At 60.0% G+C, this 23,906-nt stretch carries 21 protein-coding genes, 4 tRNA genes and 1 pseudogene; 20 read left to right on the forward strand and 6 right to left on the reverse strand.

What is annotated here, in order from left to right; all coding sequences use genetic code 11:
• Positions 1 to 173 precede the first annotated feature (173 nt).
• Genes ABIE16_RS02795 through ABIE16_RS02805 form a run of 3 tightly spaced genes read right to left on the reverse strand, consistent with a single transcriptional unit; the run spans position 174 to position 5,129 of the window.
• Positions 174 to 2,075: an ATP-binding protein gene (locus ABIE16_RS02795; protein ID WP_429520533.1), complete on the reverse strand. Its 1,902-nt coding sequence runs from the start codon at positions 2,073 to 2,075 to the stop codon at positions 174 to 176.
• Positions 2,072 to 3,004, reverse strand: a complete 933-nt coding sequence (locus ABIE16_RS02800; protein ID WP_429520534.1) for an ABC transporter substrate-binding protein — start codon at positions 3,002 to 3,004, stop codon at positions 2,072 to 2,074. Before ABIE16_RS02800 ends, ABIE16_RS02795 begins: the two co-directional genes overlap by 4 nt.
• 1 nt (position 3,005) lies before the next feature.
• Positions 3,006 to 5,129: a TonB-dependent receptor plug domain-containing protein gene (locus ABIE16_RS02805; RefSeq protein ID WP_429520535.1), complete on the reverse strand. Its 2,124-nt coding sequence runs from the start codon at positions 5,127 to 5,129 to the stop codon at positions 3,006 to 3,008.
• Between the two features lie 195 nt (positions 5,130 to 5,324).
• Here ABIE16_RS02805 and ABIE16_RS02810 point away from each other — a divergent pair, with 195 nt between their 5' ends.
• The 11 genes from ABIE16_RS02810 to pyrF all read left to right on the forward strand — a co-directional run bounded on the left by ABIE16_RS02810 (position 5,325) and on the right by pyrF (position 14,857).
• Positions 5,325 to 6,350, forward strand: coding sequence for an NAD(P)H-dependent glycerol-3-phosphate dehydrogenase (locus ABIE16_RS02810; protein WP_057713665.1), 1,026 nt, complete (start codon positions 5,325 to 5,327; stop codon positions 6,348 to 6,350).
• A gap of 31 nt (positions 6,351 to 6,381) precedes the next feature.
• Positions 6,382 to 6,729 carry a DUF4389 domain-containing protein gene (locus tag ABIE16_RS02815; RefSeq protein ID WP_057713666.1) on the forward strand — a complete coding sequence of 116 codons (348 nt, stop codon included), beginning with the start codon at positions 6,382 to 6,384 and terminating at the stop codon, positions 6,727 to 6,729.
• Positions 6,726 to 7,181: a phosphohistidine phosphatase SixA gene (gene sixA / locus ABIE16_RS02820; protein ID WP_349735087.1), complete on the forward strand. Its 456-nt coding sequence runs from the start codon at positions 6,726 to 6,728 to the stop codon at positions 7,179 to 7,181. The genes ABIE16_RS02815 and sixA overlap by 4 nt, the downstream gene beginning before the upstream one ends.
• 199 nt (positions 7,182 to 7,380) lie before the next feature.
• Positions 7,381 to 9,048: an AMP-binding protein gene (locus tag ABIE16_RS02825; protein ID WP_218494368.1), complete on the forward strand. Its 1,668-nt coding sequence runs from the start codon at positions 7,381 to 7,383 to the stop codon at positions 9,046 to 9,048.
• A gap of 32 nt (positions 9,049 to 9,080) precedes the next feature.
• The gene (locus ABIE16_RS02830; protein ID WP_090457267.1) at positions 9,081 to 9,524 is read left to right on the forward strand and encodes a hotdog fold thioesterase; all 444 of its coding nucleotides are present in this window, start codon (positions 9,081 to 9,083) and stop codon (positions 9,522 to 9,524) included.
• Positions 9,525 to 9,637: 113 nt separating this feature from the next.
• Complete coding sequence (locus ABIE16_RS02835; RefSeq protein WP_429520536.1) at positions 9,638 to 10,444, forward strand: alpha/beta fold hydrolase; 807 nt, start codon at positions 9,638 to 9,640, stop codon at positions 10,442 to 10,444.
• Positions 10,441 to 11,295: an alpha/beta hydrolase gene (locus tag ABIE16_RS02840; protein WP_429520537.1), complete on the forward strand. Its 855-nt coding sequence runs from the start codon at positions 10,441 to 10,443 to the stop codon at positions 11,293 to 11,295. The genes ABIE16_RS02835 and ABIE16_RS02840 overlap by 4 nt, the downstream gene beginning before the upstream one ends.
• A gap of 50 nt (positions 11,296 to 11,345) precedes the next feature.
• Positions 11,346 to 12,005, forward strand: coding sequence for a glutathione S-transferase family protein (locus tag ABIE16_RS02845; protein WP_090457264.1), 660 nt, complete (start codon positions 11,346 to 11,348; stop codon positions 12,003 to 12,005).
• A gap of 8 nt (positions 12,006 to 12,013) precedes the next feature.
• The gene (locus tag ABIE16_RS02850; RefSeq protein WP_090457262.1) at positions 12,014 to 12,820 is read left to right on the forward strand and encodes a DUF4892 domain-containing protein; all 807 of its coding nucleotides are present in this window, start codon (positions 12,014 to 12,016) and stop codon (positions 12,818 to 12,820) included.
• A gap of 69 nt (positions 12,821 to 12,889) precedes the next feature.
• Complete coding sequence (locus ABIE16_RS02855) at positions 12,890 to 13,945, forward strand: AI-2E family transporter (RefSeq protein WP_090457260.1); 1,056 nt, start codon at positions 12,890 to 12,892, stop codon at positions 13,943 to 13,945.
• A gap of 213 nt (positions 13,946 to 14,158) precedes the next feature.
• Positions 14,159 to 14,857, forward strand: coding sequence for an orotidine-5'-phosphate decarboxylase (gene pyrF / locus ABIE16_RS02860; RefSeq protein WP_173677935.1), 699 nt, complete (start codon positions 14,159 to 14,161; stop codon positions 14,855 to 14,857).
• A gap of 131 nt (positions 14,858 to 14,988) precedes the next feature.
• On the opposite strand, the gene ABIE16_RS02865 is transcribed toward pyrF, so the two are convergent.
• A complete protein-coding gene (locus tag ABIE16_RS02865; protein WP_429520538.1) occupies positions 14,989 to 15,993 on the reverse strand; it encodes an NADP-dependent oxidoreductase in 1,005 nt (334 codons plus the stop codon).
• A gap of 238 nt (positions 15,994 to 16,231) precedes the next feature.
• Here ABIE16_RS02865 and ABIE16_RS02870 point away from each other — a divergent pair, with 238 nt between their 5' ends.
• The 4 genes and pseudogenes from ABIE16_RS02870 to ABIE16_RS02885 all read left to right on the forward strand — a co-directional run bounded on the left by ABIE16_RS02870 (position 16,232) and on the right by ABIE16_RS02885 (position 20,653).
• Complete coding sequence (locus tag ABIE16_RS02870; protein ID WP_223502742.1) at positions 16,232 to 16,993, forward strand: SDR family oxidoreductase; 762 nt, start codon at positions 16,232 to 16,234, stop codon at positions 16,991 to 16,993.
• A gap of 201 nt (positions 16,994 to 17,194) precedes the next feature.
• Entirely contained in the window at positions 17,195 to 18,580 is a 1,386-nt protein-coding gene (locus ABIE16_RS02875) for a PLP-dependent aminotransferase family protein (RefSeq protein ID WP_429520539.1), read from the forward strand.
• Positions 18,581 to 19,567: 987 nt separating this feature from the next.
• Positions 19,568 to 19,792: pseudogene (locus ABIE16_RS02880) on the forward strand (HAMP domain-containing protein); the annotation flags it as partial.
• Positions 19,790 to 20,653: a methyl-accepting chemotaxis protein gene (locus ABIE16_RS02885; protein ID WP_404940405.1), complete on the forward strand. Its 864-nt coding sequence runs from the start codon at positions 19,790 to 19,792 to the stop codon at positions 20,651 to 20,653. The pseudogene ABIE16_RS02880 and the gene ABIE16_RS02885, both read left to right, overlap by 3 nt.
• Positions 20,654 to 20,815: 162 nt before the next feature.
• Here ABIE16_RS02885 and ABIE16_RS02890 read toward each other — a convergent pair whose 3' ends face one another.
• Positions 20,816 to 21,574 carry a hypothetical protein gene (locus ABIE16_RS02890; protein ID WP_102669921.1) on the reverse strand — a complete coding sequence of 253 codons (759 nt, stop codon included), beginning with the start codon at positions 21,572 to 21,574 and terminating at the stop codon, positions 20,816 to 20,818.
• Between the two features lie 385 nt (positions 21,575 to 21,959).
• On the opposite strand from ABIE16_RS02890, the gene ABIE16_RS02895 reads away from it, so the two are divergent.
• From ABIE16_RS02895 to ABIE16_RS02910, 4 genes are all read left to right on the forward strand, one after another.
• Positions 21,960 to 22,035 (forward strand) — tRNA-Glu (locus tag ABIE16_RS02895).
• Positions 22,036 to 22,037: 2 nt separating this feature from the next.
• Positions 22,038 to 22,113, forward strand: a tRNA-Gly gene (locus ABIE16_RS02900).
• A 104-nt stretch (positions 22,114 to 22,217) separates the two neighbouring features.
• Positions 22,218 to 22,293: transfer RNA gene (locus tag ABIE16_RS02905), tRNA-Glu, on the forward strand.
• A gap of 3 nt (positions 22,294 to 22,296) precedes the next feature.
• Positions 22,297 to 22,372 (forward strand) — tRNA-Gly (locus ABIE16_RS02910).
• Between the two features lie 58 nt (positions 22,373 to 22,430).
• On the opposite strand, the gene ABIE16_RS02915 is transcribed toward ABIE16_RS02910, so the two are convergent.
• The gene (locus tag ABIE16_RS02915) at positions 22,431 to 23,300 is read right to left on the reverse strand and encodes an AraC family transcriptional regulator (protein ID WP_340313732.1); all 870 of its coding nucleotides are present in this window, start codon (positions 23,298 to 23,300) and stop codon (positions 22,431 to 22,433) included.
• Positions 23,301 to 23,709: 409 nt separating this feature from the next.
• Here ABIE16_RS02915 and ABIE16_RS02920 point away from each other — a divergent pair, with 409 nt between their 5' ends.
• Positions 23,710 to 23,904 carry a Flp family type IVb pilin gene (locus tag ABIE16_RS02920; RefSeq protein ID WP_340313730.1) on the forward strand — a complete coding sequence of 65 codons (195 nt, stop codon included), beginning with the start codon at positions 23,710 to 23,712 and terminating at the stop codon, positions 23,902 to 23,904.
• Positions 23,905 to 23,906 lie beyond the last annotated feature (2 nt).

The following is a 23,906-nucleotide window of genomic DNA, read 5'->3' on the forward strand; positions in this document are numbered from 1 at the left end:
CGGCAGCCTACTCATAGACTATTGCGTTGTGGTGAAAGTCACAGCACCAAGGACATGAATGTACACTTGTGCACTGAAATTATTATTCAAGCCCCTTTTCGGGCCTGTTCGGGTGACTAAGACTGCCGCACTTTCGCCTTTCACGCCAGTCGCAGATGGTCGAAAGGCCTGTACTACTGCACCCAACGCTGAAGAATTTGCTGCAGATCAGTCCGTTTGAACGGCTTGGCCAGGTAATCGTTCATCCCCGCCGACAGACAGGCTTCGCGGTCACCCTGCAAGGCATTGGCGGTCAGGGCGATGATCGGCAGGTCGGTGCAACCGGGTAGATTGCGTATTTGTCGGGTGGCTTCATAGCCATCGATGATCGGCAAGCGGCAATCCATCAGGATCGCTTCGAAGATCAGGCTCTCGGCGCTGCGTACCGCCTGCGCGCCGTCGGCAGCGACACTGACCTTGAAGCCCAGGCTGCGCAACATGGCTTCGATGACGGTCTGGTTGACCGGGTTGTCTTCGACCAACAGCACATTGCGTCCTTCGCCGTTGCTGTTGCGCGATTGCGCGCGAGGGGGTAGGAGTGGTTGTGTCTGCTGGTGCAATGCCAGGGGAATTTCCAGGGTGAACACCGAACCGCGGCCTTCCTCACTTTGCGCGCGCAAGGTGCCGCCCATGCGTTCGGCCAGGGTACGGGCAATCGGCAGGCCCAGCCCCGTACCGCCGTAGCGTCTTGAAATAGAACTGTCGGCCTGCTGGAAAGCGTTGAACATCAATTCCAGGCTTTGCGCCGGGATGCCGATGCCGCTGTCGCGCACGGTGCAGGTAAACCACAGCAACTCGTGGTCCAGCGACTGCCACTGCGCCTCGATCGTGACGCGGCCCTGCTCGGTGAACTTCAGCGCATTGCCGACCAGGTTGACCAGTATCTGACGGATACGCGTCGGGTCGCCCTTGACCTGCAAACCGCGCATGTCGTCGGGGATCATCAGTTGCAGGTCCAGACCGCGTTGCGCGGCACTGTGCTGGAACGACTGGGCGCAACTGCCGATCAGGTCGGTGAGGTTGAACGCAATGTGCTCCAGTTCCAGCTCTGAACGTTCGATCCGCGAGAAATCCAGGATGTCGTTGATGACCTTGAGCAAGTGCTCGGTGGATTCGGAGGCCAGCGCCGCATACTCCACCTGCTCCTCGGTCATGTCGGTGGTTTCCAGTAACTGCAGCATGCCCAGTACGCCATTCATCGGCGTGCGCAGTTCATGGCTCATCATGGCGAGGAAATCGGATTTGGCGTTGTTGGCCTTTTCCGCTTCTTCGCGGGTCTGGATCAACTGCGCCATGGCCTGATGCTGTTCGCGGCTGGCCTGCTCGAGACCGCTGGCGAGGTTGTTGATGTGTTGCGACAGCGCCCCCAGCTCGGTGTCGTCGACAATGGGCAGCGGTGTGTTGTAATCGCCGTCCTGGATCGCCTTGACCGCATTGCCGATATCACGGATCGGTTTCGACAGGCTGCCCGCCAGGCGGCGGGCCACGATGAAGGTAAACAGCAGGGCAAACAGCGCCAGGATGGCGGCCTTGAGCACGATTTCCTGTTGGCGCCGGCTGAAGGCATCGTTGGACAGCCCGACGATCACCCGACCGAGGTAGTCCTCGGTGGGGGCGGCAGTGGCGGTTTTGCTGCTCTGGAAAAAATCATTGTGCAACGCGATACGCTGGAGCCGTATCGGTGCCTGGAACACTTCGAGCTGTTGCGCGCGATTGTGGTGTTCGCTCGGTTGTTCGACGTACACCAGAACCCGGTTTGCACTGTCCTGGATTTCCAGAAAACTCACGTTGGGCGTGGCCAGCGTTGCCTTGAGCAAGGTTTCGAGCACTTCGATGTTGCCCGAAATCACGCCGTACTCGGTGGCCGGGGCCAGTTGATTGGCGATCAACTGGCCGGTGTGGGAGATTTCCTGACGCAGATCCTGGATGCGCACGAACGTGAAGAAACTGATCAGCAACAAGGTCAGCAGCAGTGCAGGGCCGAGGCTGATCAGTTGGGTGCGAGTGTTGATGTCCCAGCGACGGCGCAAGCTCATGGACGGCGTTCTCCTTCAGCCAGCAGTGTGGCGACAGACGCTTCGTTTATCTGTTCGATACCCAATGAACGTGCGACTTGCGGGTTGCTCGCGACCTTGAATCGATGGGGATAGTGCGTGCGCGGCCAAGTGGCTGGTGGCCGGTCGAGCAATTCGTCGAGGACCGCCAGCCAGTCGCTCTGATCGCTATAGGTGCTGGCCAGGCTTCCGGCCTTGACGAATCCGGCGTTGGGTCCGATCAGGGCCACTTGCCGCGAATAGCTGCTCAGCAGCAGGTTCTTTGCGGTTTGCGGGTTGTACAGGTCGGCATCGTCAAGTCCCAGCAACACGTCGCTGTTATTTAGCAGTGCCTGTAATGGACGACTGTCGTGAATGTTGTCCCAGCGCTGGGTGACGATCTCAAGACCCAGGGGGAGGGCGGCCTGACGCAGCTCATTCAACAGGAATTCACTGTGGGTGTCGTAGAGCACGCCGATGCGTCTGGCTTGTGGCAACAGCGTGCGGGTCAAGCGCAACTGGCGATCCAGTGGTGGATCGCTCCATAGCAGGCACAGGCGCGCAGGCAACGTATTGTTCAAGCGTTGCCGGGCTTGCAGGCGGCTGATGCGCAATACGAGAGTCGCCGGGCCCTGGGCGTTTTGCAGGCGCCAGTCGAGGCTGGGCAGGTCGAGCAGTATCAAGCGGATGTTTTCCGGCAGCTTGTCCGGTATCGGCATTTTGGCCAGCGTCTGGAAGCGTACGTTATCGCGTGGTCGCAACTCGCTCAGGGCCTGGGTAAACGCCCGCACACCGGGGCTGTCTTCGGCCCCCGTGAGCAAAATGTCGGCCGCGTTACTCGCCAGGCTGCCCAGCAGGCCGCTTGTCAGCAGGCAAAGTATGGCCAGCAGCCGACCCAGGGGCGGCATTCTGCAGGCCGGGCGATTCGGCATCTTAAAGCTCCAGCTCGGCGCTGAAATACATCACCTGGCGCTGGTCATAATTATTGTCGATGAAGGTGGTCGGTTGATTGTCCAGCCGTTGCTGGAGCACCCCGGCCAGTTCCAGGCTGGCCTTGCCCAAGGCGATGCGTTTGGCGATGCGCGCATCGACCCGTTCGAAGCGGTAGCCGTTGAGGGCGTCATCGCCATAATAGAAAAGCGCACTGTTCCAGCCTTGGCCCCAATCGCGCAGCCATCCGGCCGAACCACTGTTACTTGCAGTCTGCCTGGCATCCAGCGGATTGCTGGCATCGGTATCGACGTAGGCATAAGTCAGTCGCAGGCGATCGAGGCTGCCGACACGCCAGTCGAGCTGGGTTTCGACCCCCGAAAAGCGCGCCTTGTTGGCATTGCTGGCAATGTACTGATTGTTGCGCAGCGGCTCACTGATCATGCCGGTGATTTCGTCGTGGAACAGCTTCACGTCGAGCGCCAGCCCCGGTTCGGGAAAATAGCCGTTGTAGCCCAGTTCCCGGGAGCGCATGTGCTCTTGATCAAGGTCGCCGGGGCCGCGGGTCTTGACGAAATAACGGGCGCTGGACTGGCCAAACGCACCGGGCTTGAGGTTGGTGACCTGATAACTCCAGTTGACGTTGTTCTCGAACATGTCCGGTGAGCGGATGGCCTCGGAGTACACCGCACGCAAGCCGTGGCGCGGGTTGATCAGGTAGTTGACTGCCATGCGAGGTGTCAGCGAGCTACCGGTCAACCGGGTGTCCTCGAACATGGCGCCGCCTTGCAGCAGCCAGTGTTCGGTGGCACGCCACTCGAACTGGCCGAACGCTCGCCAGATCCTGTCATCGAGAGTGCCATTGAAGTAGGTCTCGGAATCCGCCCGGTCGTAACGATAGTTCATCCCGCTGACCAGTCGCAGGTTATCGGCAAGGCTCAGGGTGTCCTGCAGTTCGAGGTCGTAGCGCGATTCCCGGGTGCTCTGGTCGATGTCGCCGCAAACGGTCTGGCTCGCGCCGTTGCGCCATTGATCGAGTACCTGGTTGGCCAGCGCCTGCTCGGCGGGCGTGCCGGCCGGCGCACCAGAGCCGATGAAACGCGTGATATTGCGGGCCAGGCGCTCGGTGTAGTTCGGGTTCAACTGCCAGAGTTCGGTCAGCTGCGGGCTGAACGAAACTTCTGCATCGCAGGCGCGCCAGGTTTGCTGGCGATCCCAGTGTTGGGCCGAACCCTGGATGTAAAGGCTGTGGTCGGGATTGACGTCCAGATTCCAGCGTAATGACCCGGCGTAGTCCTTGGCGGTGACGTCGGAGTCGTCGCCGGCGCGGGTAATTCCCGGGAACACCGGCCGGTAGGTATAGGGCCGCTGGTTGGTGCCGTCCTTGGCATTCAATTGCCAATCGAGGCTTTGCCGTTCGTCGAGGCTCTGGCTGACAGTGAGGTTGAAACGCTCGAGGCGACGACTGTCATGGTAGTCAGCGCCGGTTCGGTCGGTGTCGAAGCCGTCGTCTTGCTGGCCGGACAGGGACAGGCGCATGTCACCATCCTCCCAGCCCAGGCCCTGGCTGGCGTAAAAGTCGTTGATGCCGCGCTGGCCCCGGGTGACCTTCATGCGCGTGCCGTGACTGTCGGCCGGGCGCCGGGTAATGATGTTGACCACCGCCATCAGGGCGTTGGCGCCGTAGCTGACGGTATTCGGTCCGCGAAAGACTTCGATGTGCTCGATGTCTTCCATGGCCACCGGAATGTCACTCCAGTCCACGGTGGCCAGGCCGGCGCGATACACCGAGCGCCCGTCGATCAGCACTTGCATGCGCCGCGCTTCATTCGCATTGGTGCCGTGGTAGTTCACCGTCGCCTGATTGCCGCTGATGTTGCCGACCATCATCCCCGGTACCAGGCGCAGCAGTTCGCTGATGTCACGGGCACCGCTGGCGTGGATCAGGGCACTGTCGATCACCGTCATGCTTCCCGGCACGGCCGCCGGCGACTGCTTCAGGCGCGTGGCGGTGAGTACTTGCGGCAGCGGTTCGCTGTCCAGGAACAAGTCGTCGGCCAGCGCCGGCGAGCTGAAAATCAGCGCCAGTACCAGAGGTGAATGCGGTGAAGGAGAGCCCGGAGACACAACACATCCCTGTCAGTGATTGTTGGCGCGCATGTTAACCGAGCCGAATGACTTTTCCATTCACGATGTCTGCATTTTCCTCGGTTTTATTGGTCTTCTTCCTACGGGTGCAGGTATTTGATGTCGGGGCTGGCCGTCGATGGACTGCCCCGTATAATGCCGACATCGCCACTGGTATGGATTAACGGATTGCATATGACTGAACAGCGCCCGATTGCGGTCCTGGGAGGCGGAAGTTTTGGAACCGCCGTGGCTAATCTGCTGGCCGAGAACGGGCATCAGGTCCTTCAGTGGATGCGTGACCCCGAACAGGCCGAGGCCATTCGGGTCAATCGCGAGAACCCGCGTTACCTCAAAGGCATCAAGATTCTGCCCGGCGTCACACCGGTCACTGACCTGCAAGCCACCCTGGACGCCTGCGACCTGTGTTTCGTCGCATTGCCCTCCAGTGCGCTGCGCTCGGTGTTGGTGCCGCACGCCGAACGTTTGAGCGGCAAAATGCTCGTGAGCCTGACCAAAGGCATCGAAGCCCACACGTTCAAGTTGATGAGCGAGATCCTCGAAGAGATCGCCCCGCAGGCGCGCATCGGCGTCCTGTCCGGACCCAACCTGGCCCGTGAAATCGCCGAGCACGCGCTGACCGCCACGGTGGTCGCCAGTGAAGACGAAGAACTCTGCCAGCAGGTTCAGGCCGCGCTGCACGGGCGCACCTTTCGTGTGTACGCCAGCGCCGATCGTTTCGGCGTGGAGCTGGGCGGAGCATTGAAAAACGTCTACGCGATCATCGCCGGCATGGCGGTTGCGCTGGGCATGGGAGAAAATACCAAGAGCATGCTGATTACCCGGGCATTGGCGGAAATGACCCGCTTCGCGGTGAACCAGGGTGCCAACCCGATGACCTTCCTGGGGCTGGCCGGCGTGGGCGATCTGATCGTGACCTGTTCGTCGCCCAAGAGCCGCAACTATCAGGTCGGCTTCGCCCTCGGCCAGGGCCTGAGCCTGGACGAGGCGGTCACGCGCCTGGGCGAAGTCGCCGAAGGGGTCAATACCCTTAAAGTGCTCAAGGCCAAGGCGCAGGAGGTTGGCGTGTACATGCCGCTGGTCGCCGGGCTGCACGCGATCCTGTTCGAGGGGCGCACGCTGGAGCAGGTCATCGGTCTGTTAATGCGTGGCGAGCCGAAAACCGACGTCGACTTTATTTCCACCAGTGGTTTCAACTAATCACGCTTGCCAGAAAAGCAGGGAGTTGCGCATGAACGATCCAAAAATAGAAGCCAAGTACGAGTCCATCCTGCTGCGGGTGCTGTGGATGATCCTCTTCGTGCTGGTGTGGCAAGTGGCGCAGTTCATCCTCGGCGCCGTCGTGCTGGTGCAGTTGATCTATCGTTTGTTCTATGGCGCCCCAAGCGCCAGCTTGATGAATTTCGGCGACAGCCTGAGCCAGTTTCTGGCGCAGATCGGTCGTTTCGGCAGCTTTCACAGCGACCAGAAGCCCTGGCCGTTCGCCGACTGGCCGACGCCGCGTACACCGGAAGGTGAGGCGCCGCATGTCGTGGCACCGGCACCGCATCCGGCCCGAGATGAGGAACCCAAGCTATGAAACTCTGGGTATTGCGTCATGGTGAAGCTGTACCACACGGCTCCCGCCCCCACGATTCGGAGCGGGAATTGACGGATAACGGTCGTAAGGAAGTATTGAAAATCGCCGCAGAGCTGATGGGTCAGCCACTGACCGGCATTTACGCCAGCCCGTACCTGCGAGCGCAGGAAACAGCGCATCTGGTACGAGACGCATTGGGTTTCGAACCGGAAATCCGCACCGTCGAGTGGCTGACACCGGACACGGAGCCGGACAAGGTGGCCGAACAGATGGTCGCGGTAAGCAACGTTTTGCTGGTCAGTCACAACCCGCTGGTGGGGAATCTGCTGAGCTACCTGCAGCATGGTGCCGGACATCCGCCGGAAAGGGTCAGCACTGCCGGTCTGGCGGAGCTCAAGGGTGAAGAGCTGCTGGTCGGGTCAATGAAACTCGACAGCATCAAGCATCCGTAACACCGCTTTTCTGTGGGAGCGTGGCTTGCCCGCGAAGGCATCGACTCGGTCATGCCTGATAAACCGCGGAGCCTGCATCGCGGGCAAGCCACGCTCCCACAGGTACGTCATAACCCGAAAGTTTTGTATGAAATAGTCAACCAAGCACTTGCTTGGTTGACTACGCTTGCTCCAGACCAAAATCACAGGAGCGAGTCGCATGTCTGCTGCTTTTCGTTTGCCGCTGGACGTTTTCTACGAGCGTGAGGCTCGTCATCCCCGCCAGCGCTTTCTGGTCCAGCCTGTCGGGGGCGGCCAGGTCGAGACCTTGACCTGGGCGGACGTCGGTCATCAAGCACGCTGCGCCGCCCACTGGCTGCGAGCGCGGGAACTGCCGCAGGGCAGCCATATCGCCCTGATCTCGAAAAACTGTGCGCACTGGATCGTTGCCGATCTCGCGATCTGGATGGCCGGGCATGTGTCGGTGCCGTTGTACCCAAACCTGACCGCCGAGACCGTTGCCCAGGTACTCGAACATTCGCAAGCAGCGCTGGCATTCATCGGCAAGCTCGACGACTGGCCAGGTATGTCCCGTGGTGTCAGCCCCGACCTGCCGACCATCAGCCTGCCCCTGCATCCTCCCGGCGACTTTGATTTCAGTTGGGACGACCTGCAACGCAGTTCGCCCATCCAGGACAATCCCAAGCCCGACGCCGATCAACTGGCGACCATCATTTACACGTCCGGCACCACGGGCATGCCCAAGGGTGTGATGCACAGCTTCGGCACTCTGGGGTTTGCCACCACCCGCGGCACTGCGTTGTTCGGTCTCAACGAGTCGGACCGGCTGTTGTCCTACCTGCCGCTGTGCCACGTTGCCGAGCGCATGTTCGTCGAGCTGGCATCGATCTATACCGGCCAAACGGTGTTTTTCGCCGAGAGCCTCGATACCTTCCTCACCGACCTGCGCCGTGCGCGCCCGACCGCACTGTTTGGCGTGCCGCGCATCTGGACCAAATTCCAGATGGGCGTGTACAGCAAGATCCCGGCAAAACGTCTCGACTTCCTGCTCGGCCTGCCGATCATCGGCAAACGGGTCGGGCATAAAGTCCTCGCCGGGTTGGGGCTGGATGCGCTGCGCATCGCGTTGTCCGGCGCGGCTCCGGTACCGCAGACCTTGTTGCAGTGGTACCGCAAACTGGGGTTGGACGTGCTGGAGGTCTACGGCATGACCGAGAGTTGCGGCTACTCCCACATCGGCCTGCCGGGCCAGAACAAACCGGGCTGGATCGGCAAGCCGTGTCCGGAAGTCGAAGTGCGGATCGCCGAGACGGGGGAGGTCATGGTGCGCAGTGGTGCGACCATGCTCGGGTATTACAAGGAACCGGAAAAAACCGCCGACACCATTACCGAGGACGGCTTTCTGCGTACTGGCGACAAGGGCGAGGAGGACGCCGAAGGCAATCTGCGCCTGACCGGGCGCCTGAAGGAAATCTTCAAGACCAGCAAAGGCAAGTACGTGGCGCCGGCACCGATTGAAAATCGCCTGGCCGTGCATTCGCGCATCGAACAGGTCTGCGTGGTGGGCGATGGCTTGAGTGCGCCGCTGGGGTTGTGCGTGTTGTCGGCGGTCGGCCAGCAGGATGCCGGCGGGGCCGCGCGCGCCGGTTTGCATTCGAGCCTGGAAAAACTGCTGGAGGAGGTCAATGGTGCCCTCGACAAGCATGAACAACTTCGGCGCCTGGTGGTGGTCAAGGACAGTTGGGCCGTGGAAAACGGCTTTCTTACCCCGACCCTGAAGATCAAGCGCAACGTGATCGAAGCGGCTTACGGTGAACGCTTTGAGGAATGGAGCGAGCGCAGCGAAGCGGTGCTGTGGCAGGATTGATCCACGAACAAAACCAACGAGGAAACTCTGCGATGAGCCTGTGGCGCACCACCCCGAACATCGAGCAGTTGAACGCAATCCAGAAAAACACCATCGGCGAAGTGCTGGACATCCGTTTCGAAGCTTTTGACGATGAGTCCCTGACCGCCAGCATGGTCGTCGATCACCGCACCCATCAGCCTTACGGCTTGCTGCATGGCGGTGCCTCGGTGGTGCTGGCCGAATCGGTCGGCTCGATGGCCAGCTACCTGTGCATCGATGCCAGCAAATTCTATTGCGTGGGCCTGGAAATCAACGCCAACCATTTGCGCGGCCTGCGCAGCGGACGGGTGACGGCGGTGGCCAAGCCGATCCACATCGGCCGCACGACCCATGTCTGGGATATTCGGTTGACCAGCGATGAGGGCAAGGCCAGTTGTGTGTCGCGACTGACCATGGCAGTGGTGCCCTTGGGGGAGAATCCGCCGACGCGTTGAACCAAAACCATAGCTTTGACCGGACTGTCATCATTCCTGTCAGTTACGGTCATTGCTGTAGGACGCGGTCTTGCGGACAATCTACGCCTGTTCTCGCTCATGGATTTGCAGGTATGTCGCAACAGATCTTTTTCGCCCACGCCAATGGATTTCCTTCGGGGACCTACGGCAAGTTGTTTGCGGCGCTGGCACCCGAGTTTCAGGTGACGCATCTGGAGCAGCACGCCCACGACCCGCGTTTCCCGGCGGACGACAATTGGTACAACCTGGTGGATGAGCTGATCCATCACCTGCAACAACAGGCCGAACCCGTGTGGGGCGTCGGTCACTCCTTCGGTGGCGTGTTGCACCTGCATGCGGCCTTGCGTTGCCCCGAGTTGTATCGCGGGGTGGTGATGCTCGACTCGCCAGTGCTGACCCGGACCGATCAATGGGTCATACGGGCGGCCAAACGCTTTGGTTTCATCGACCGCTTGACCCCGGCCGGGCGTACCCTGGGCCGCCGTGAAGAATTCGCCGACCTGGAAAGCGCCCGGAAGTATTTCGCCGGAAAAACCCTGTTTCGTGGCTTCGACCCGGAATGTTTCGATGCCTACCTGCAACACGGCTTGCATCAGGTCGGCGACAAGTTGCGCCTGCGGTTCGACCCGGCCACGGAAATCAGCATCTATCGCGGTGTGCCGCACACCAGCCCGGGCAGCACCCGGCAGTTGCAAGTGCCGCTGGCGGTGGTACGCGGGCACAACAGCCGCGTGGTGATGCGCCATCACGCCAGTTCGGTCGACCGCCTGCCGTTGGGCGAGTCGTTGACCATGCCTGGCGGCCACATGTTTCCGCTCGAACGTCCCCTTGATACCGCTGACATGCTCAAAGGCCTGTTCTACGGTTGGGACGGCCGTCGACAACAGGATTGCGCATGAACCACGTCGTCGAAGAGGTCCGCCTGAGCCTGCCGCATATCGAACTGGCGGCGCACCTGTTCGGTCCTGAAGACGGATTGCCGGTCATTGCCCTGCATGGCTGGCTGGACAACGCCAACAGTTTTGCCCGTCTGGCGCCGAAGCTTAAAGGCCTGCGCATCATCGCCCTGGACATGGCCGGTCACGGTCATTCCGGGCATCGCCCGCCGGGAGCCGGCTACGCCATGTGGGACTATGCCCACGACGTGCTGCAAGTCGCCGAACAGCTTGGGCTGAAGAAGTTTGCGTTGATGGGGCATTCGATGGGCGCCATTGCTTCGTTGATCATCGCCGGGTCGATGCCCGAGCGGGTTACCCACCTGGCGTTGATCGACGGCATCATTCCTCCTACAGACAAAGGTGAAAACGCTGCCGAGCGCATGGGCATGGCCCTGCAGGCGCAACTGGATCTGCGGGAAAAGCGCAAACCGGTCTACGACACCCTCGACCGAGCCGTCGAAGCGCGCATGAAAGGCCTGGTGGCGGTCAGCCGCGAGGCCGCAGAACTGCTGGCGCAGCGTGGCCTGATGCCGGTGCCGGGCGGTTACACCTGGCGCACTGACAATCGCCTCACACTGCCATCGCCGTTGCGCCTTACCACCGAACAGGCCATGGCCTTCGTCCAGCGGGTCAAGTGTCCTGCAACACTGGTGGTTGCCGCCGACGGCATGCTCGCCAAACACTCAGAGTTGCTGGAGCGTCTACCCTTTAGCCGGGAACAGCTGCCAGGCGGCCACCATTTGCACCTCAATGATGAGTCTGGTGCCGATCTTGTCGCAGACTGTTTCAATCGGTTTTTCGCCATTCCTTGACTTGCGCCGGGCAACTGTCGAGGCTTGGCGGGTTGAAAAGGGAGACAACCATGATAGATCTCTACACCGCTGCGACCCCGAATGGCCACAAGGTCTCTATCGTGCTCGAGGAACTCGGCCTGCCCTACACGGTGCATGCCTTGAGTTTCGACAAAAAGGAGCAGAAGTCCGCGGACTTCCTCAAGATCAACCCCAATGGCCGGATTCCGGCGATTGTCGACCGCGCCAATGGCGATTTCGCCGTGTTCGAGTCAGGCGCCATCCTGATTTACCTCGCTGAACAGACCGGCAAACTGATGCCATCGGACCCGAAGGGGCGTTCGCTGGTATTGCAGTGGCTGATGTTCCAGATGGGGGGCATCGGCCCGATGCAGGGCCAGGCCAACGTGTTCTTCCGCTACTTTCCGGAAAAACTCCAGGGTGCCATCGACCGGTATCAGCATGAAACCCGTCGCCTCTACGAAGTGCTCGACACGCGGTTGCAAAGCGTGGAGTTCCTCGCCGATCAGTACAGCATTGCCGACATTGCCACCTTTCCCTGGGTGCGCGGCTACGAGTGGTCGGGCGTCTCGGTGGAAGGCTTGACGGCGTTGCAACGCTGGATGGCAACCATGGAGGACCGGCCGGCGGTGCAGCGTGGCCTGCAAGTACCGAAACGCGCCGATGAAGCCAGTATTATCAAGGGCGCCCAGGCCATGCTGATCCGATGAGTCTATCCATGCGTTCATTCAGTTTGCTGGTGCTGTGCAGTTTCAGTCCCTTGTTATTCGCCGCCGATGTTCCGGGCAGTCAGGACCTGCCGATAGTGCCGCGCATGGTCGACGCCCAGATTGTCGACTATCGCCCCGCCGCCGAACTGGAGCGGATCTACCCGTTGGGCTCGATCCGTAAAATCAGTGGCCAGTTACGATTCGACGGCCAGGTCAGTGCCCGCGGCAACGTCACTTCGGTGACCTACGAATTACCCTCGGAGCATTCATCCATCGAGGCGTTCACCGCTGCCCGCGAGGCTTTGCAACAGCAGGACGCCGGGTTGCTCTTCTGGTGCCAGGCGCGCGATTGCGGTGAAAGCAGCCTCTGGGCCAACCAGGTCTTTGGCAACGCGAAGCTGTACGGCGCCGACGATCAGCAAGCCTATTTGTTGCTGCGACTTGCTGCTCCAAGGGACAACACGCTCGTTGCGCTGTACAGCATCACCCGAGGTAATCGCAAAGCCTACCTGCATGTCGAACAGTTCGAGGCTTCGACACCGCTGGGCGAGTTGTTACCGACCTCCGCGACCTTGCTGCGTGAACTCAAGAGCACCGGCGAGCTCGATTTCGCCACGTTGAACAGCGCACCTGACGAGACCTGGCTCCGCTTGATTTCTCGCGGACTGAATCTGGATACCACCTTGCGGGTCAGCATTTCCGGAGCGAACGCCGAAGCCTGGCGTCAGGCCCTGATTGGCCAGGGCGTGCGTGCCGCGCGGCTGGAAACCGGTAGTGCCGAAGGCTCTGGCCTGCACATCGAGCTATTGCGCTAGGCTGTACCGGGCGAGCGTGTACGTCGCGTTCGCCTACTCTTTTGCTGACTGACTTTTTCGAGACTTTTGATGATCAATAACGATCGCCTGTTGGTGCAGATCCTGCTCGTGGCGTTGTTCGGCGCGAGCTTCTGGGTGATGGCGCCGTTCTGGTCGGCGATGTTCTGGGGCGCGGTCCTGGCGTTTGCCAGTTGGCCGCTGATGCGCTTGCTGACCCGTTGGCTCAATGGCCGCGAGTCGCTGGCGGCGGCATTGCTGACGCTGGGCTGGATGGTGTTGGTAGCGGCACCCTTGGTGTGGCTGGGTTTCAACCTTGCCGATCATGTGCGCGATGCCACGGCATTCATCAAGGATGCACAGGTTGAGGGGCTTCCCGAAGCGCCGCTGTGGCTGGGTTCGATTCCCCTGGTGGGCGGGCGGCTGGTAGGGATCTGGAACAGTATCGATGAGCAGGGCGCGGCGATGATGGTGTCGCTCAAGCCTTATCTGGGGCAGGTGGGTAACTGGTTGCTGGCGCGCAGCGCGCAGATCGGCGGCGGTATTCTCGAACTGACCCTGAGCGTCGTCTTCGTATTCTTTTTCTATCGTGACGGGCCGCGCCTGGCGGCATTTGTACACACACTGCTGGAGCGGCTGATCGGTCAACGGGCCGGCTACTACATTGAGCTGGTGGCGGGCACGGTACAACGGGTGGTGAACGGTGTGATCGGCACTGCGGCGGCCCAGGCGATCCTGGCGCTGATCGGGTTCCTGATTGCCGGCGTACCGGGTGCGCTGGTGCTTGGCATCGTGACGTTCATGCTCAGCCTGATCCCGATGGGCCCGCCGCTGGTGTGGATTCCGGCAACCGCGTGGCTGGTCTGGAAAGGCGAGTACGGGATGGCCATATTCCTCGGGATCTGGGGCACATTCATCATCAGCGGTGTCGACAACGTGCTCAAACCGTACTTGATCAGCCGTGGCGGCAACCTGCCGCTGGTCATTGTGCTGCTTGGGGTGTTTGGCGGGTTGATTGCCTTTGGCTTTATCGGCCTGTTCATCGGCCCGACATTGCTGGCGGTGGCCTACAGCCTGTTGATCGACTGGAGCACCACCCAGGCACGGGGTGAAGATCGCCGGCCCTGAGGCGGGAAGCGCTGTTGTAGGGACCCGTTGCGGTTGCCGAGGGTAGCGGGCCTGGGTGTTGCGGGCGTGTCGTGTGTGTATCGAACTCGACACAATGGCCTCAAGGGCTAGTCTTGCCTGAGCCGTCGCGACGATTTACCGATCATCGGGTCCCGCAGCGGCGCTGGTTCCGCTACAATGCGCGCCGATTTCGACTTGCCTGAGAGCCCACTCATGTCCGCCTGCCAGACTCCCATCATCGTCGCCCTGGATTTCCCTACCCGTGACGCCGCACTGAAGCTGGCCGATCAGTTGGACCCGAAGCTGTGCCGGGTCAAAGTCGGCAAGGAACTGTTCACCAGCTGCGCCTCGGAAATCGTCGGCACCCTGCGCGACAAGGGTTTCGAAGTGTTCCTGGACCTCAAGTTCCACGACATCCCGAACACCACCGCGATGGCCGTCAAGGCGGCGGCGGAAATGGGCGTGTGGATGGTTAACGTGCATTGCTCCGGCGGCCTGCGCATGATGGCTGCGTGCCGTGAAGTGCTGGATCAGCGCACCGGTCCTAAACCACTGCTGATCGGCGTGACCGTGTTGACCAGCATGGAGCGTGAAGACCTGGCGGGCATCGGCCTGGACATCGAGCCCCAGGAGCAGGTGCTGCGCCTGGCCGCCCTGGCGGAAAAAGCCGGGATGGACGGCCTGGTGTGCTCGGCCCTCGAAGCCCAGGCACTGAAAACGGCGCACCCGTCGCTGCAACTGGTGACTCCGGGGATTCGTCCGGCGGGCAGCGCCCAGGACGATCAGCGCCGCATTCTGACGCCACGTCAGGCGCTGGATGCCGGTTCCGACTATCTGGTGATCGGCCGTCCGATCAGCCAGGCGGCGGATCCAGCCAAGGCACTGGCGTCGGTTGTGGCTGAACTGGCCTAAACACCGCTAAACCTGTGGGAGCGAGCTTGCTCGCGATGGGGGAGGATCAGTGACATCAATGTTGCCTGACACTCCGCTATCGCGAGCAAGCTCGCTCCCACAGTGGTTTTTGGGTGAGTCTAAATATCGGGTTAGACCTTCAACACCAACTTCCCGAAGTTCTCGCCGCTGAACAATTTCATCAGCGTCTCCGGGAAAGTCTCCAGTCCTTCGACAATATCTTCCTTGCTCTTGAGCTGCCCCTTGGCCATCCAGCCAGCCATTTCCTGGGCGGCGCTGGCGTATTGGGCGGCGTAGTCCATCACCACAAAACCTTCCATGCGCGCGCGGTTGACCAGCAGTGACAGGTAATTGGCCGGTCCCTTGACCGCTTCCTGGTTGTTGTACTGGCTGATGGCACCGCAAATCACCACCCGCGCCTTCATGTTCAGGCGGCTCAATACCGCGTCGAGAATGTCGCCACCCACGTTATCGAAATACACGTCGACGCCCTTCGGGCACTCGCGCTTGAGGCCGGCGAGGACGTCTTCGCTCTTGTAGTCGATAGCGCCATCGAAACCCAGTTCATCGATCAGGAACTTGCACTTGTCGGCGCCACCGGCGATGCCAACCACCCGGCACCCTTTGATCTTGGCGATCTGCCCGGCAATGCTGCCCACGGCGCCCGCCGCGCCCGACAGCACCACGGTGTCACCGGCCTTTGGAGCGCCGACGTCGAGCAGGGCGAAGTACGCCGTCATTCCGGTCATGCCCAGCGCGGACAAGTAACGTGGCAGTGGTGCCAGTTTCGGATCGACCTTGTAGAAGCCTCGCGGTTCGCCGAGGAAGAAGTCCTGCACACCCAGGGCGCCGTTGACGTAATCCCCGACCGCGAACCCCGGGTTGTTCGACGCAATGACTTTGCCCACACCCAAGGCGCGCATGACTTCGCCGAGCCCGACCGGCGGGATGTAGGACTTGCCCTCGTTCATCCATCCACGCATGGCCGGATCCAGGGACAGGTATTGGTTTTCGACCAGTATCTGACCCGCCGCAGGCTCGCCGACCGGTACTTCCTGGTAGGTGAATGTCTCGCGGGTCGCCGCGCCAACCGGACGTTTGGCGAGCAGGAATTGGCGATTGGTCTGGGAGGTCATGGCAGGCACTCAAGTTGAATGAAGCTTTGTTGATAGCCGGTCAGCGACGATGCTGCAAGTTCGGCTGATGCGGCGAATGCAGGTTGATCCAGTGCAGTGATAGTTGGTACGGCAGTTCCATCACTGCAACTCATGGGCGCCCAACCGGAGCCTTGATAGTGCTGCCGTGTTCAAGACCTCCATGGCTAGACTGGTCCTACGCGATTCCCCGCATTCTTCTTTTCGAGGACATAACAAAATGAGCATGACGTTTTCTGGCCAGGTGGTCGTGGTGACAGGCGGGGCGGCCGGTATTGGCCGCGCGACCGCCCAGGCATTTGCCGCCGAGGGCCTGAAGGTAGTAGTGGCCGATATGGACGTGGCGGGCGGCGAGGGCACGGTGGCGCTGATTCGTACCGCCGGTGGCGAAGCGACCTTCGTGCGCTGCAACGTTACCCTGGAAAACGATGTAAAAAATCTGATGGGGGAGGTGATCAATACTTACGGTCGCCTCGACTATGCCTTCAACAATGCTGGTATCGAAATCGAGAAGGGCAAGTTGGCCGAAGGTACGCTCGACGAGTTCGACGCGATCATGGGCGTCAACGTCAAAGGTGTCTGGCTGTGCATGAAATACCAGTTGCCGTTGCTGCTGGCGCAAGGGGGCGGTGCGATCGTCAATACGGCATCGGTGGCCGGCCTTGGGGCGGCGCCGAAAATGAGCATCTACGCAGCCTCTAAACATGCGGTGATCGGTCTGACCAAGTCGGCGGCCATCGAATATGCCAAGAAGAAAATCCGGGTCAACGCCGTGTGTCCGGCGGTGATCGACACGGATATGTTCCGCCGCGCTTATGAAGCCGACCCGAAAAAAGGCGAGTTCGCCAACGCCATGCATCCGGTCGGTCGCATCGGCAAGGTCGAAGAGATCGCCAGCGCGGTGCTGTACCTGTGCAGCGATGGCGCGGCATTCACCACGGGGCACTCATTGGCCGTGGACGGTGGCGTTACCGCGTTTTAACTCGACATACCAATACCAGACACACTGCGAACCTGTGGGAGCAAGCAAGCTCGCTCCCACAGGTTTTTTGGTTCCGCTGAAGGGCCAGGCAATGTGTATCAAATGATTAGATCGAATGGTTTTGGCGGCGTTGTCGCACAAGTCTTCGAGCACGCCTGTGATTAACTGCTAATCGCAAAATCAACAGGGGTTTGCTTGCTCATGGAATTGAGAATCGACCGACAGGCGCTGGTGCCCGTCGTACAGCAAATTGTTGACGCACTGACCTGCTGGCTTCATTCCAGCGGGGTATCGCCCGGTACGCGCCTGCCTTCGGTGCGACAGATCGCGCGGATCAATTTGCTCAGTCAGTTAAGCGTCGCTCAGGCTTGTGAACGCCTGGTGACACAGGGAATGCTGGTGTCAGGTCATGGAGCCGGTTATGCGGTTGCCGATCCGGCATTGGCCACAGGCACAAAGCACGAGCCGGTGTGGTTCGAGGGGGCGGAGCCCGATCACGGGACTTTTTCGAGTGAGTTGAGGCTTGGCTGTGGCGGACTGCCTGAAAGCTGGCGCGAGACAGACGATCTGACTTACGCGATTCGGCAAGTCAGTCGTACCGACACGGCCAGCCTGTTCAACTACAGCACGCCGCTGGGTTTGCCAGCCTTGCGACAACAGATCCTCAAGCACCTCAGGCAGCTGGATATTCGGGCAAAGGACAACCGGATCATGACCACGGCGGGTGCCAGTCAGGGGCTCGACCTGATTGTGCGGACGCTGTTCAAGGCCGGTGACTGTGTGGTCGTGGAGAGTCCCGGTTATCCGGTGCTGTTCGATCTGCTCAGGCTGCACGGCATCCACATGGTCGAGATACCGCGAACACCGCGCGGGCCGGACGTGGACGTGCTCGAGTCGGTGCTGGTCAAACACCGGCCCCAAGGGCTGTTCATCAATAGCTTCTATCACAACCCGACCGGCAGCAGCCTTGCACCGGTGGTGGCGCGCCGCGTGCTGCAACTGGCCAGGACCTTCGGCGTGCAGGTGATCGAAGACGACGTTTATGCGGATTTGCACAGCGGTTCCGGTATGCGACTGGCTGCGCTGGACGACGATGTGATCTACGTGGGCAGCTTTTCCAAGACCCTCAGCAGTTCCTTGCGGGTCGGTTTCGTGGTGGCCGATGCCGAAGTCATTACACGTCTGGCCGAGGTCAAGATGATCAGTGGCATGGGCGCCTCGCGATTTTGCGAATCGGTGCTGGCGTGCCTGTTGGCTAACGGTGCCTACCGCAAACTGGTACAGCGTCAGCGCCAACGCTTGAGCAGCGACCGGCTGGTGGTGCTGCAATTGCTCGAAGATGCCGAATGGGAAGTTTTCGGCAAGCCGGCGGGAGGCCTGTTCATCTGGGCGCGATCACGAATGTCCGACTACGATCAGCTGCGAACCCAGGCACGGCGCCTGGGTGTACTGCTGTCATCGAAGACCGCCTTCAACCCCTCGGGTGAGTCCAGTGACTGGCAGCGTATCAACGTGACATATGCCTGCGATCCGCGTGCCCGGGCGTTCTTTCAGGCCATTGCCCGGGATCGACCTCAAACGTTCTGAAAACGACGTTGGCGTAGCTTTTTGCCATTATTCCGGAGCCAGAGCCTTGTGTTGCCACTGGCCCGTTGCGAATCTGCGTCTACAGACTTTGGCAGGGGACTAAGTGCAATGAATTCGGCCGTGCAAGGACGTTTTGCCAACCTCGGTATGGCGAAAAAACTGGGTGTCGGGTTTGTCCTGGTGCTGTTGTTGACTGCGCTGGTGGCGGGCATTGGCGTTTGGTCCCTGCAAACCATCAGCCAGCGCTTCGATGGGCTCAAGCAAATGTCATCGCTCAACAGCGGTTTGCTCAAGGTGCGGCTACTGGAGCAGGAGTACGCCTTGCACGGCAATCCGAAAACCGTCGATGCCCTGCACGAGGGCGTCGATGGCTTGATCGCCCTGGCCGGCCAGCTCAAGGCCGCGTCTGCGGCCAACGTGCCGGTGATGAATGATGTCGAACAGTCCCTGGGAGCCTATCGCAAGGCCTTCGACGAATTTGTCTCGCTCAGCCAGGCCAAGGACCTGGCGCTGGAAATGGCCAGTTGGTCGGTGTCCAGCGTGGCCAATAACCTTGATGTATTGCAATCCGGGCTCACCGATGACGGCACCTATACGCTGAAAGACTCCGAAGGCAAGGACGGTGCGCAATTCATCGAGCAGGCCAGCCAGGTCAGCCAGGTTTCACGCCTGATGCTGCAAGCCATGAATGAAGCGCGCGTGCGTCTGGATCAAAGCCGCAAAGGCGACGACAGCGCCGGGCAGGGCAAGATCGAACAGGCCAGCCAGGCATTGGCCCAGGCCGAACAGCTCAAGACTACGGTCAAGGACGAGGGTTACCAGACCGTCCTCAATGAGGTGATGGGTCATATCGTCAGTTTCAGTGACAAGCTCGCCGAGTACACCGGCCTGCTGGAACAGGAAAAAACCGTCTATCAACAATTACACCAGCGCGCAGCCCAAGTGGTCGAGCGGGTGGATCAGGCTTATGTCGCGCAAGACCTGGCGATGCAGGCTGAACTGAAAAAGAACTCGCTGCTGATCATTGGCTCTTCTGCCCTGGCCTTGCTGGTTGGACTGGTTGCCGCGTGGATCATCACCCGGTTGATCGTGGCACCGCTGCGCCGTGTGATTCAGGTGGCACAGCAGATTGCCTCAGGGGATTTGAGTGCGACCATTGACGTGACCCGCCGTGACGAAATCGGCCAGTTGATGCAGGCAATGCAACAAATGGGCGCGGGGCTCAGCCATATAGTCAGCGGCTTGCAGTCGGGGATCGAGCAGTTGGCGACTTCCGCCCAATCGTTGTCGGCGGTGACTGAACAGACCAATCTCGAAGTCAGCACGCAGAAGGAGGAAACCGAACAGGTCGCCACCGCAATGAATCAGATGACGGCCACGGTGCATGACGTCGCGCGTAATGCAGAGGAAGCTGCGCTGGCCGCGCAAACCGCTGACGGCAAGGTTGAAAGTGGTCAGCAGGTGGTGCGCCAGAGCATGGCGCGGATCGAGCAGTTGGCGGACTCGGCCACCTCGGCCAGTTCGAGCATCGAAAGCCTGAGTGCGGAAATACAGAACATCGGCACGGTTTTGAGTGTGATCAAAAGCGTGGCGGAGCAAACCAATCTGCTGGCGTTGAACGCGGCGATCGAGGCAGCCCGGGCCGGCGAGCAGGGCAGGGGCTTTGCAGTGGTGGCCGATGAAGTGCGTGCGCTGGCCAAGCGAACCCAGCAATCGACCGAGGAAATCGAACGCCTGGTCAGCGCCTTGCGCTCGGCGGCGCAGTCGTCGGTGCAGCAGATCCAGAGCAGTGGCGAGTTGGTGAAGCTGGCGGTCAGCGATGCCTTGCAGACCGAGAGTGCGCTAGGAAGCATTGCGGCAGCGGTGTCGTTGATCCAGCAGATGAACCAACAGATTGCCGCGGCGGCCGAGGAACAGAGCTCGGTGGCCGAGGAGATCAACCGCAGTGTCACCAGTATTCGCGCCAGTGCCGATCAGTCATCGCTGGCGATGCAGGGCAATGCAGCGTCGAGTATTCAGCTGGCGCAACTGGGGGTTGAACTGAAGGGGATGGTGGGGCATTTCAGGCTTTGAAATGATCTTCGGCCAGGCTAAAAAAGCCACCTCTCGATTAAAGCTTCCTGTAGGAGCGAGCATGCTCGCGATGGTCGCAAAAGATAACGCGCGTTTACTGGCTGAACGCGGCGCTCTGGAGTCCATCGCGAGCAAGCTCGCTCCTACAGTGTTTTTCGATGATCAGTCGTAGATCGCTTTCTTCTTCCAGTCTGCGTCAACCTCGACGTCCTTGAGGCCTTCGGTCAACTGGTTGACCTCGCCTTCGACCGGCGCGATGCGATCCATGACCTGGTCGTTGGCCCTGGCCAGGAGTTTTTCCAGGTACTCCAGTTGCTCGGCATAGACCTGTGGTTCCTGTTGTTTGCGCAGGTATTGCACGCCACGTTCGAATGCCAGGCGGGCCTGCCCGGGCTGGTTCTGTTGCAGAGAGTGCTGGCCGAGGTTGTTGAAGAACTCGATGTGCAGCAGCACCAGGATGTGGCGCACTTCACGAATCCAGCGCTTGGCTTCGTTGGGTGGCAGGAAGCCGTCCTGGGCCGCGCGGGTAACCTGGCCGTGCAGGGCTTCGAGCAGGAAGCGTACATCCTTGGCCTTGGCTTCAGTCTGGATCGGTGCCGGCGGATTGTTGACCGGGATGGATTCACCCTGGCCGACAAGGGCCTCCAGTTCGGCGATCCGTGCCTTGAGGTTGGCGCTGGATTTTTCCAGGTTAAGCAGGCGCTGGCATACGTTCAGTTCCAGGCGGGCCAACAGCAGCTTGAGGGCCGGGGTCATCAGCTGGCCGGGGAACGTCTCGGTGATTTCGCCGCAGCGTCGCAGGCGATCGTTGAGCTCAATCTTGGTACGGGCCTTTTCCAGCTTGTTGTTTTCCACCACATGGTTCATGTAGCCAATGGCGATCAACAGCGCGATCCCGGCTACGACTAGCAGGGTGATCATGAGTGGCGTCACCGGTAAGACCTCTTTATAGGTTACGCATGCGGGTTGAGTGGCTTGGCATCTGAGCCCCCAGGCCTGCACGACGGGTTGGATCGGACATGCTTGTTCTTATATCGGCCGGAGCCCCGCTTCTATGAATGATGGCACTCGATACTCAGATTGCCATCATCGGGTGGACTATAACGTCTTGGCGGGTGCCAGAATATAGGCGTCAAACGCCGGGCAGCGGAAAAACCGCAATGGCTCCCAAAAGCAGGGCGAAGTCATTGATTTAAATAAATTTATATCAGGGGGTTGACGACCTCTCAATCCATCCATAGAATGCGCGCCACTTGCAGCGTAAAGCACACAGCGAAACGAAGCAGGGAGTGAATGTTGTACGTGTGTCCCCTTCGTCTAGTGGCCTAGGACACCGCCCTTTCACGGCGGTAACAGGGGTTCGAGTCCCCTAGGGGACGCCAATGCGGGAATAGCTCAGTTGGTAGAGCACGACCTTGCCAAGGTCGGGGTCGCGAGTTCGAGTCTCGTTTCCCGCTCCAATTTTAAACAGCGTTGCTTTCGGGCAGGGCTGAGTGAAACCAGAACCAAGTCTTCGGATGCGGCTCTGGACACCGAAACACACACCATGTGTTCCGGGTAGCGTGTCCCCTTCGTCTAGTGGCCTAGGACACCGCCCTTTCACGGCGGTAACAGGGGTTCGAGTCCCCTAGGGGACGCCATTTGCGGGAATAGCTCAGTTGGTAGAGCACGACCTTGCCAAGGTCGGGGTCGCGAGTTCGAGTCTCGTTTCCCGCTCCATATTTAACGAAAACGCCGCTCATTGAGCGGCGTTTTTGTTTGCGCGTAAAAAAACAGGTCAACTGCTGAGGCTTTGTACCAGGCTTTCGAGCGCTTCAGAGGTTTCTTCATCCTGCTCCAGTTGCACAGCAGCAGCCGCTCTGAGTTGGCGTGCCAGGCGGTATTCGCTGGGTGTGCAGTTGGCGAACTGCTTGAAGGCACGGGCGAAGTAGGAAGGATCCTTGAAGCCGGCCTCATAGCCGATGCTGGTAATCGGCATCTGGCTGTTGTCGAGCAGTTCTTTGGCGAAGTTCATGCGCTTGTCCAGGATGTAATCCGTGAAGCCCAGTCCATTGGCTTCCTTGAACAGGCGGCTGAAGCGAAATGTCGTCATGCCGCAACGCTGAGCCAATTCCCTCTGATCGATGCTGTCTCGAAAGTGCTGTTCGATGTACAGCATGACATTGCTCAGCGCCTGGTGTTTTTGATGTCCTGAGGTCCGCCGGATGCTGTCCGGCAGGGTCGGGGCGTGGTCGATTTGCGATGATTTGACCTGGCCGTGGGCATTTCGGCGCAGCTCGCAGAGCTGCACCACCGCCGTCAGGTAACGCTTCTTCTCGGTGGTCGAGAGCGGGAGCACCATGTATTCCCAGACGCTGGAGCGCATGGCCCAGACAGCCAGTTCCTCCGAGTGCTGCACGGTGAACATGGTGATCGGGATGCTGGGGGTGGTGCGTTTGATCTCCAGCAACAGCCTCAAGCCTGGCGTGTCAGGGCGATCAAAATGGACGCAGATCATGTCTGCCTGTTCCCTGATGGGCAGCACGGAGTTTTTCGCCAGATTGCAGTCGCAGGAACCCTCGAACTGCGCGACGAGTTCTTTCGTGGACCGATCATGAGTCAGATCGAACCACAGGAGCGATGGCCTTTTGGTCAAATTGGACGTCATGTCTCTACTCTAGGGTTCTTGGTGACTCTCTCGCTAAGGAGTATTGCCAAGGTGCCATCACTTTGCAGATTTAATCCTGATAGGAAAGACGATTTTTAGTTCTTTTCGCTCTATGGGTTACCTGGAGGGCAGCCCCGGGCGAGTGTTTGCTCGTGTGTTGTCGATAAACCTGGGTTTAGCCGCCTGTCGCTTGTGAATCAATGACAATTGCCTTTGCGTTTCAATGCCTTGTTCACCCCTCCAGTTACTTCTGCAAAGGCCAATGCCCCGTATTTGGCCGCCCCGCAAAAAAGTCCTAACGATGTGCAAAATCTTCCTAACGCCAATGCCTTGTCCCTGACTAGGGTTGCATCAGGCAGCGCAGAAAGTACTGCCTCAGAAAAAACAACATTCGAGTGAGGTGGGCAAAATGATCATGCAAACAATCAAGGCTTCGGTAGTGAAGTTCATCAAAGACGAAGATGGTCTGACCATCGTGGAGTACGCGGTGGCTGGCGGGCTAATAACCCTGGCGGTTGTCACTGCGTTTACCACCTTGGGCACCGCCATTACCACCCAGCTCGGTAGGCTAGCTACTTGTATGGTCCCAGGTGGGGCGTGCTAGTA

It is taken from the genome of Pseudomonas sp. 2725 (assembly GCF_050434585.1).
GTDB classification, from domain to species: Bacteria; Pseudomonadota; Gammaproteobacteria; order Pseudomonadales; family Pseudomonadaceae; genus Aquipseudomonas; species Aquipseudomonas jessenii.

What these genes read in the sequence shown, in the direction of transcription:
- ABIE16_RS02795 (WP_429520533.1), bottom strand. Translation starts at nt 2,075, where the DNA reads ATGAGCTTGCGCCGTCGCTGGGACATCAACACTCGCACCCAACTGATC.
- ABIE16_RS02800 (WP_429520534.1), bottom strand. Translation starts at nt 3,004, where the DNA reads ATGCCGAATCGCCCGGCCTGCAGAATGCCGCCCCTGGGTCGGCTGCTG.
- ABIE16_RS02810 (WP_057713665.1), top strand. Translation starts at nt 5,325, where the DNA reads ATGACTGAACAGCGCCCGATTGCGGTCCTGGGAGGCGGAAGTTTTGGA.
- ABIE16_RS02815 (WP_057713666.1), top strand. Translation starts at nt 6,382, where the DNA reads ATGAACGATCCAAAAATAGAAGCCAAGTACGAGTCCATCCTGCTGCGG.
- sixA (WP_349735087.1), top strand. Translation starts at nt 6,726, where the DNA reads ATGAAACTCTGGGTATTGCGTCATGGTGAAGCTGTACCACACGGCTCC.
- ABIE16_RS02825 (WP_218494368.1), top strand. Translation starts at nt 7,381, where the DNA reads ATGTCTGCTGCTTTTCGTTTGCCGCTGGACGTTTTCTACGAGCGTGAG.
- ABIE16_RS02830 (WP_090457267.1), top strand. Translation starts at nt 9,081, where the DNA reads ATGAGCCTGTGGCGCACCACCCCGAACATCGAGCAGTTGAACGCAATC.
- ABIE16_RS02835 (WP_429520536.1), top strand. Translation starts at nt 9,638, where the DNA reads ATGTCGCAACAGATCTTTTTCGCCCACGCCAATGGATTTCCTTCGGGG.
- ABIE16_RS02840 (WP_429520537.1), top strand. Translation starts at nt 10,441, where the DNA reads ATGAACCACGTCGTCGAAGAGGTCCGCCTGAGCCTGCCGCATATCGAA.
- ABIE16_RS02845 (WP_090457264.1), top strand. Translation starts at nt 11,346, where the DNA reads ATGATAGATCTCTACACCGCTGCGACCCCGAATGGCCACAAGGTCTCT.
- ABIE16_RS02850 (WP_090457262.1), top strand. Translation starts at nt 12,014, where the DNA reads ATGCGTTCATTCAGTTTGCTGGTGCTGTGCAGTTTCAGTCCCTTGTTA.
- ABIE16_RS02855 (WP_090457260.1), top strand. Translation starts at nt 12,890, where the DNA reads ATGATCAATAACGATCGCCTGTTGGTGCAGATCCTGCTCGTGGCGTTG.
- pyrF (WP_173677935.1), top strand. Translation starts at nt 14,159, where the DNA reads ATGTCCGCCTGCCAGACTCCCATCATCGTCGCCCTGGATTTCCCTACC.
- ABIE16_RS02865 (WP_429520538.1), bottom strand. Translation starts at nt 15,993, where the DNA reads ATGACCTCCCAGACCAATCGCCAATTCCTGCTCGCCAAACGTCCGGTT.
- ABIE16_RS02870 (WP_223502742.1), top strand. Translation starts at nt 16,232, where the DNA reads ATGAGCATGACGTTTTCTGGCCAGGTGGTCGTGGTGACAGGCGGGGCG.
- ABIE16_RS02875 (WP_429520539.1), top strand. Translation starts at nt 17,195, where the DNA reads ATGGAATTGAGAATCGACCGACAGGCGCTGGTGCCCGTCGTACAGCAA.
- ABIE16_RS02885 (WP_404940405.1), top strand. Translation starts at nt 19,790, where the DNA reads ATGGGCGCGGGGCTCAGCCATATAGTCAGCGGCTTGCAGTCGGGGATC.
- ABIE16_RS02890 (WP_102669921.1), bottom strand. Translation starts at nt 21,574, where the DNA reads ATGATCACCCTGCTAGTCGTAGCCGGGATCGCGCTGTTGATCGCCATT.
- ABIE16_RS02915 (WP_340313732.1), bottom strand. Translation starts at nt 23,300, where the DNA reads ATGACGTCCAATTTGACCAAAAGGCCATCGCTCCTGTGGTTCGATCTG.
- ABIE16_RS02920 (WP_340313730.1), top strand. Translation starts at nt 23,710, where the DNA reads ATGATCATGCAAACAATCAAGGCTTCGGTAGTGAAGTTCATCAAAGAC.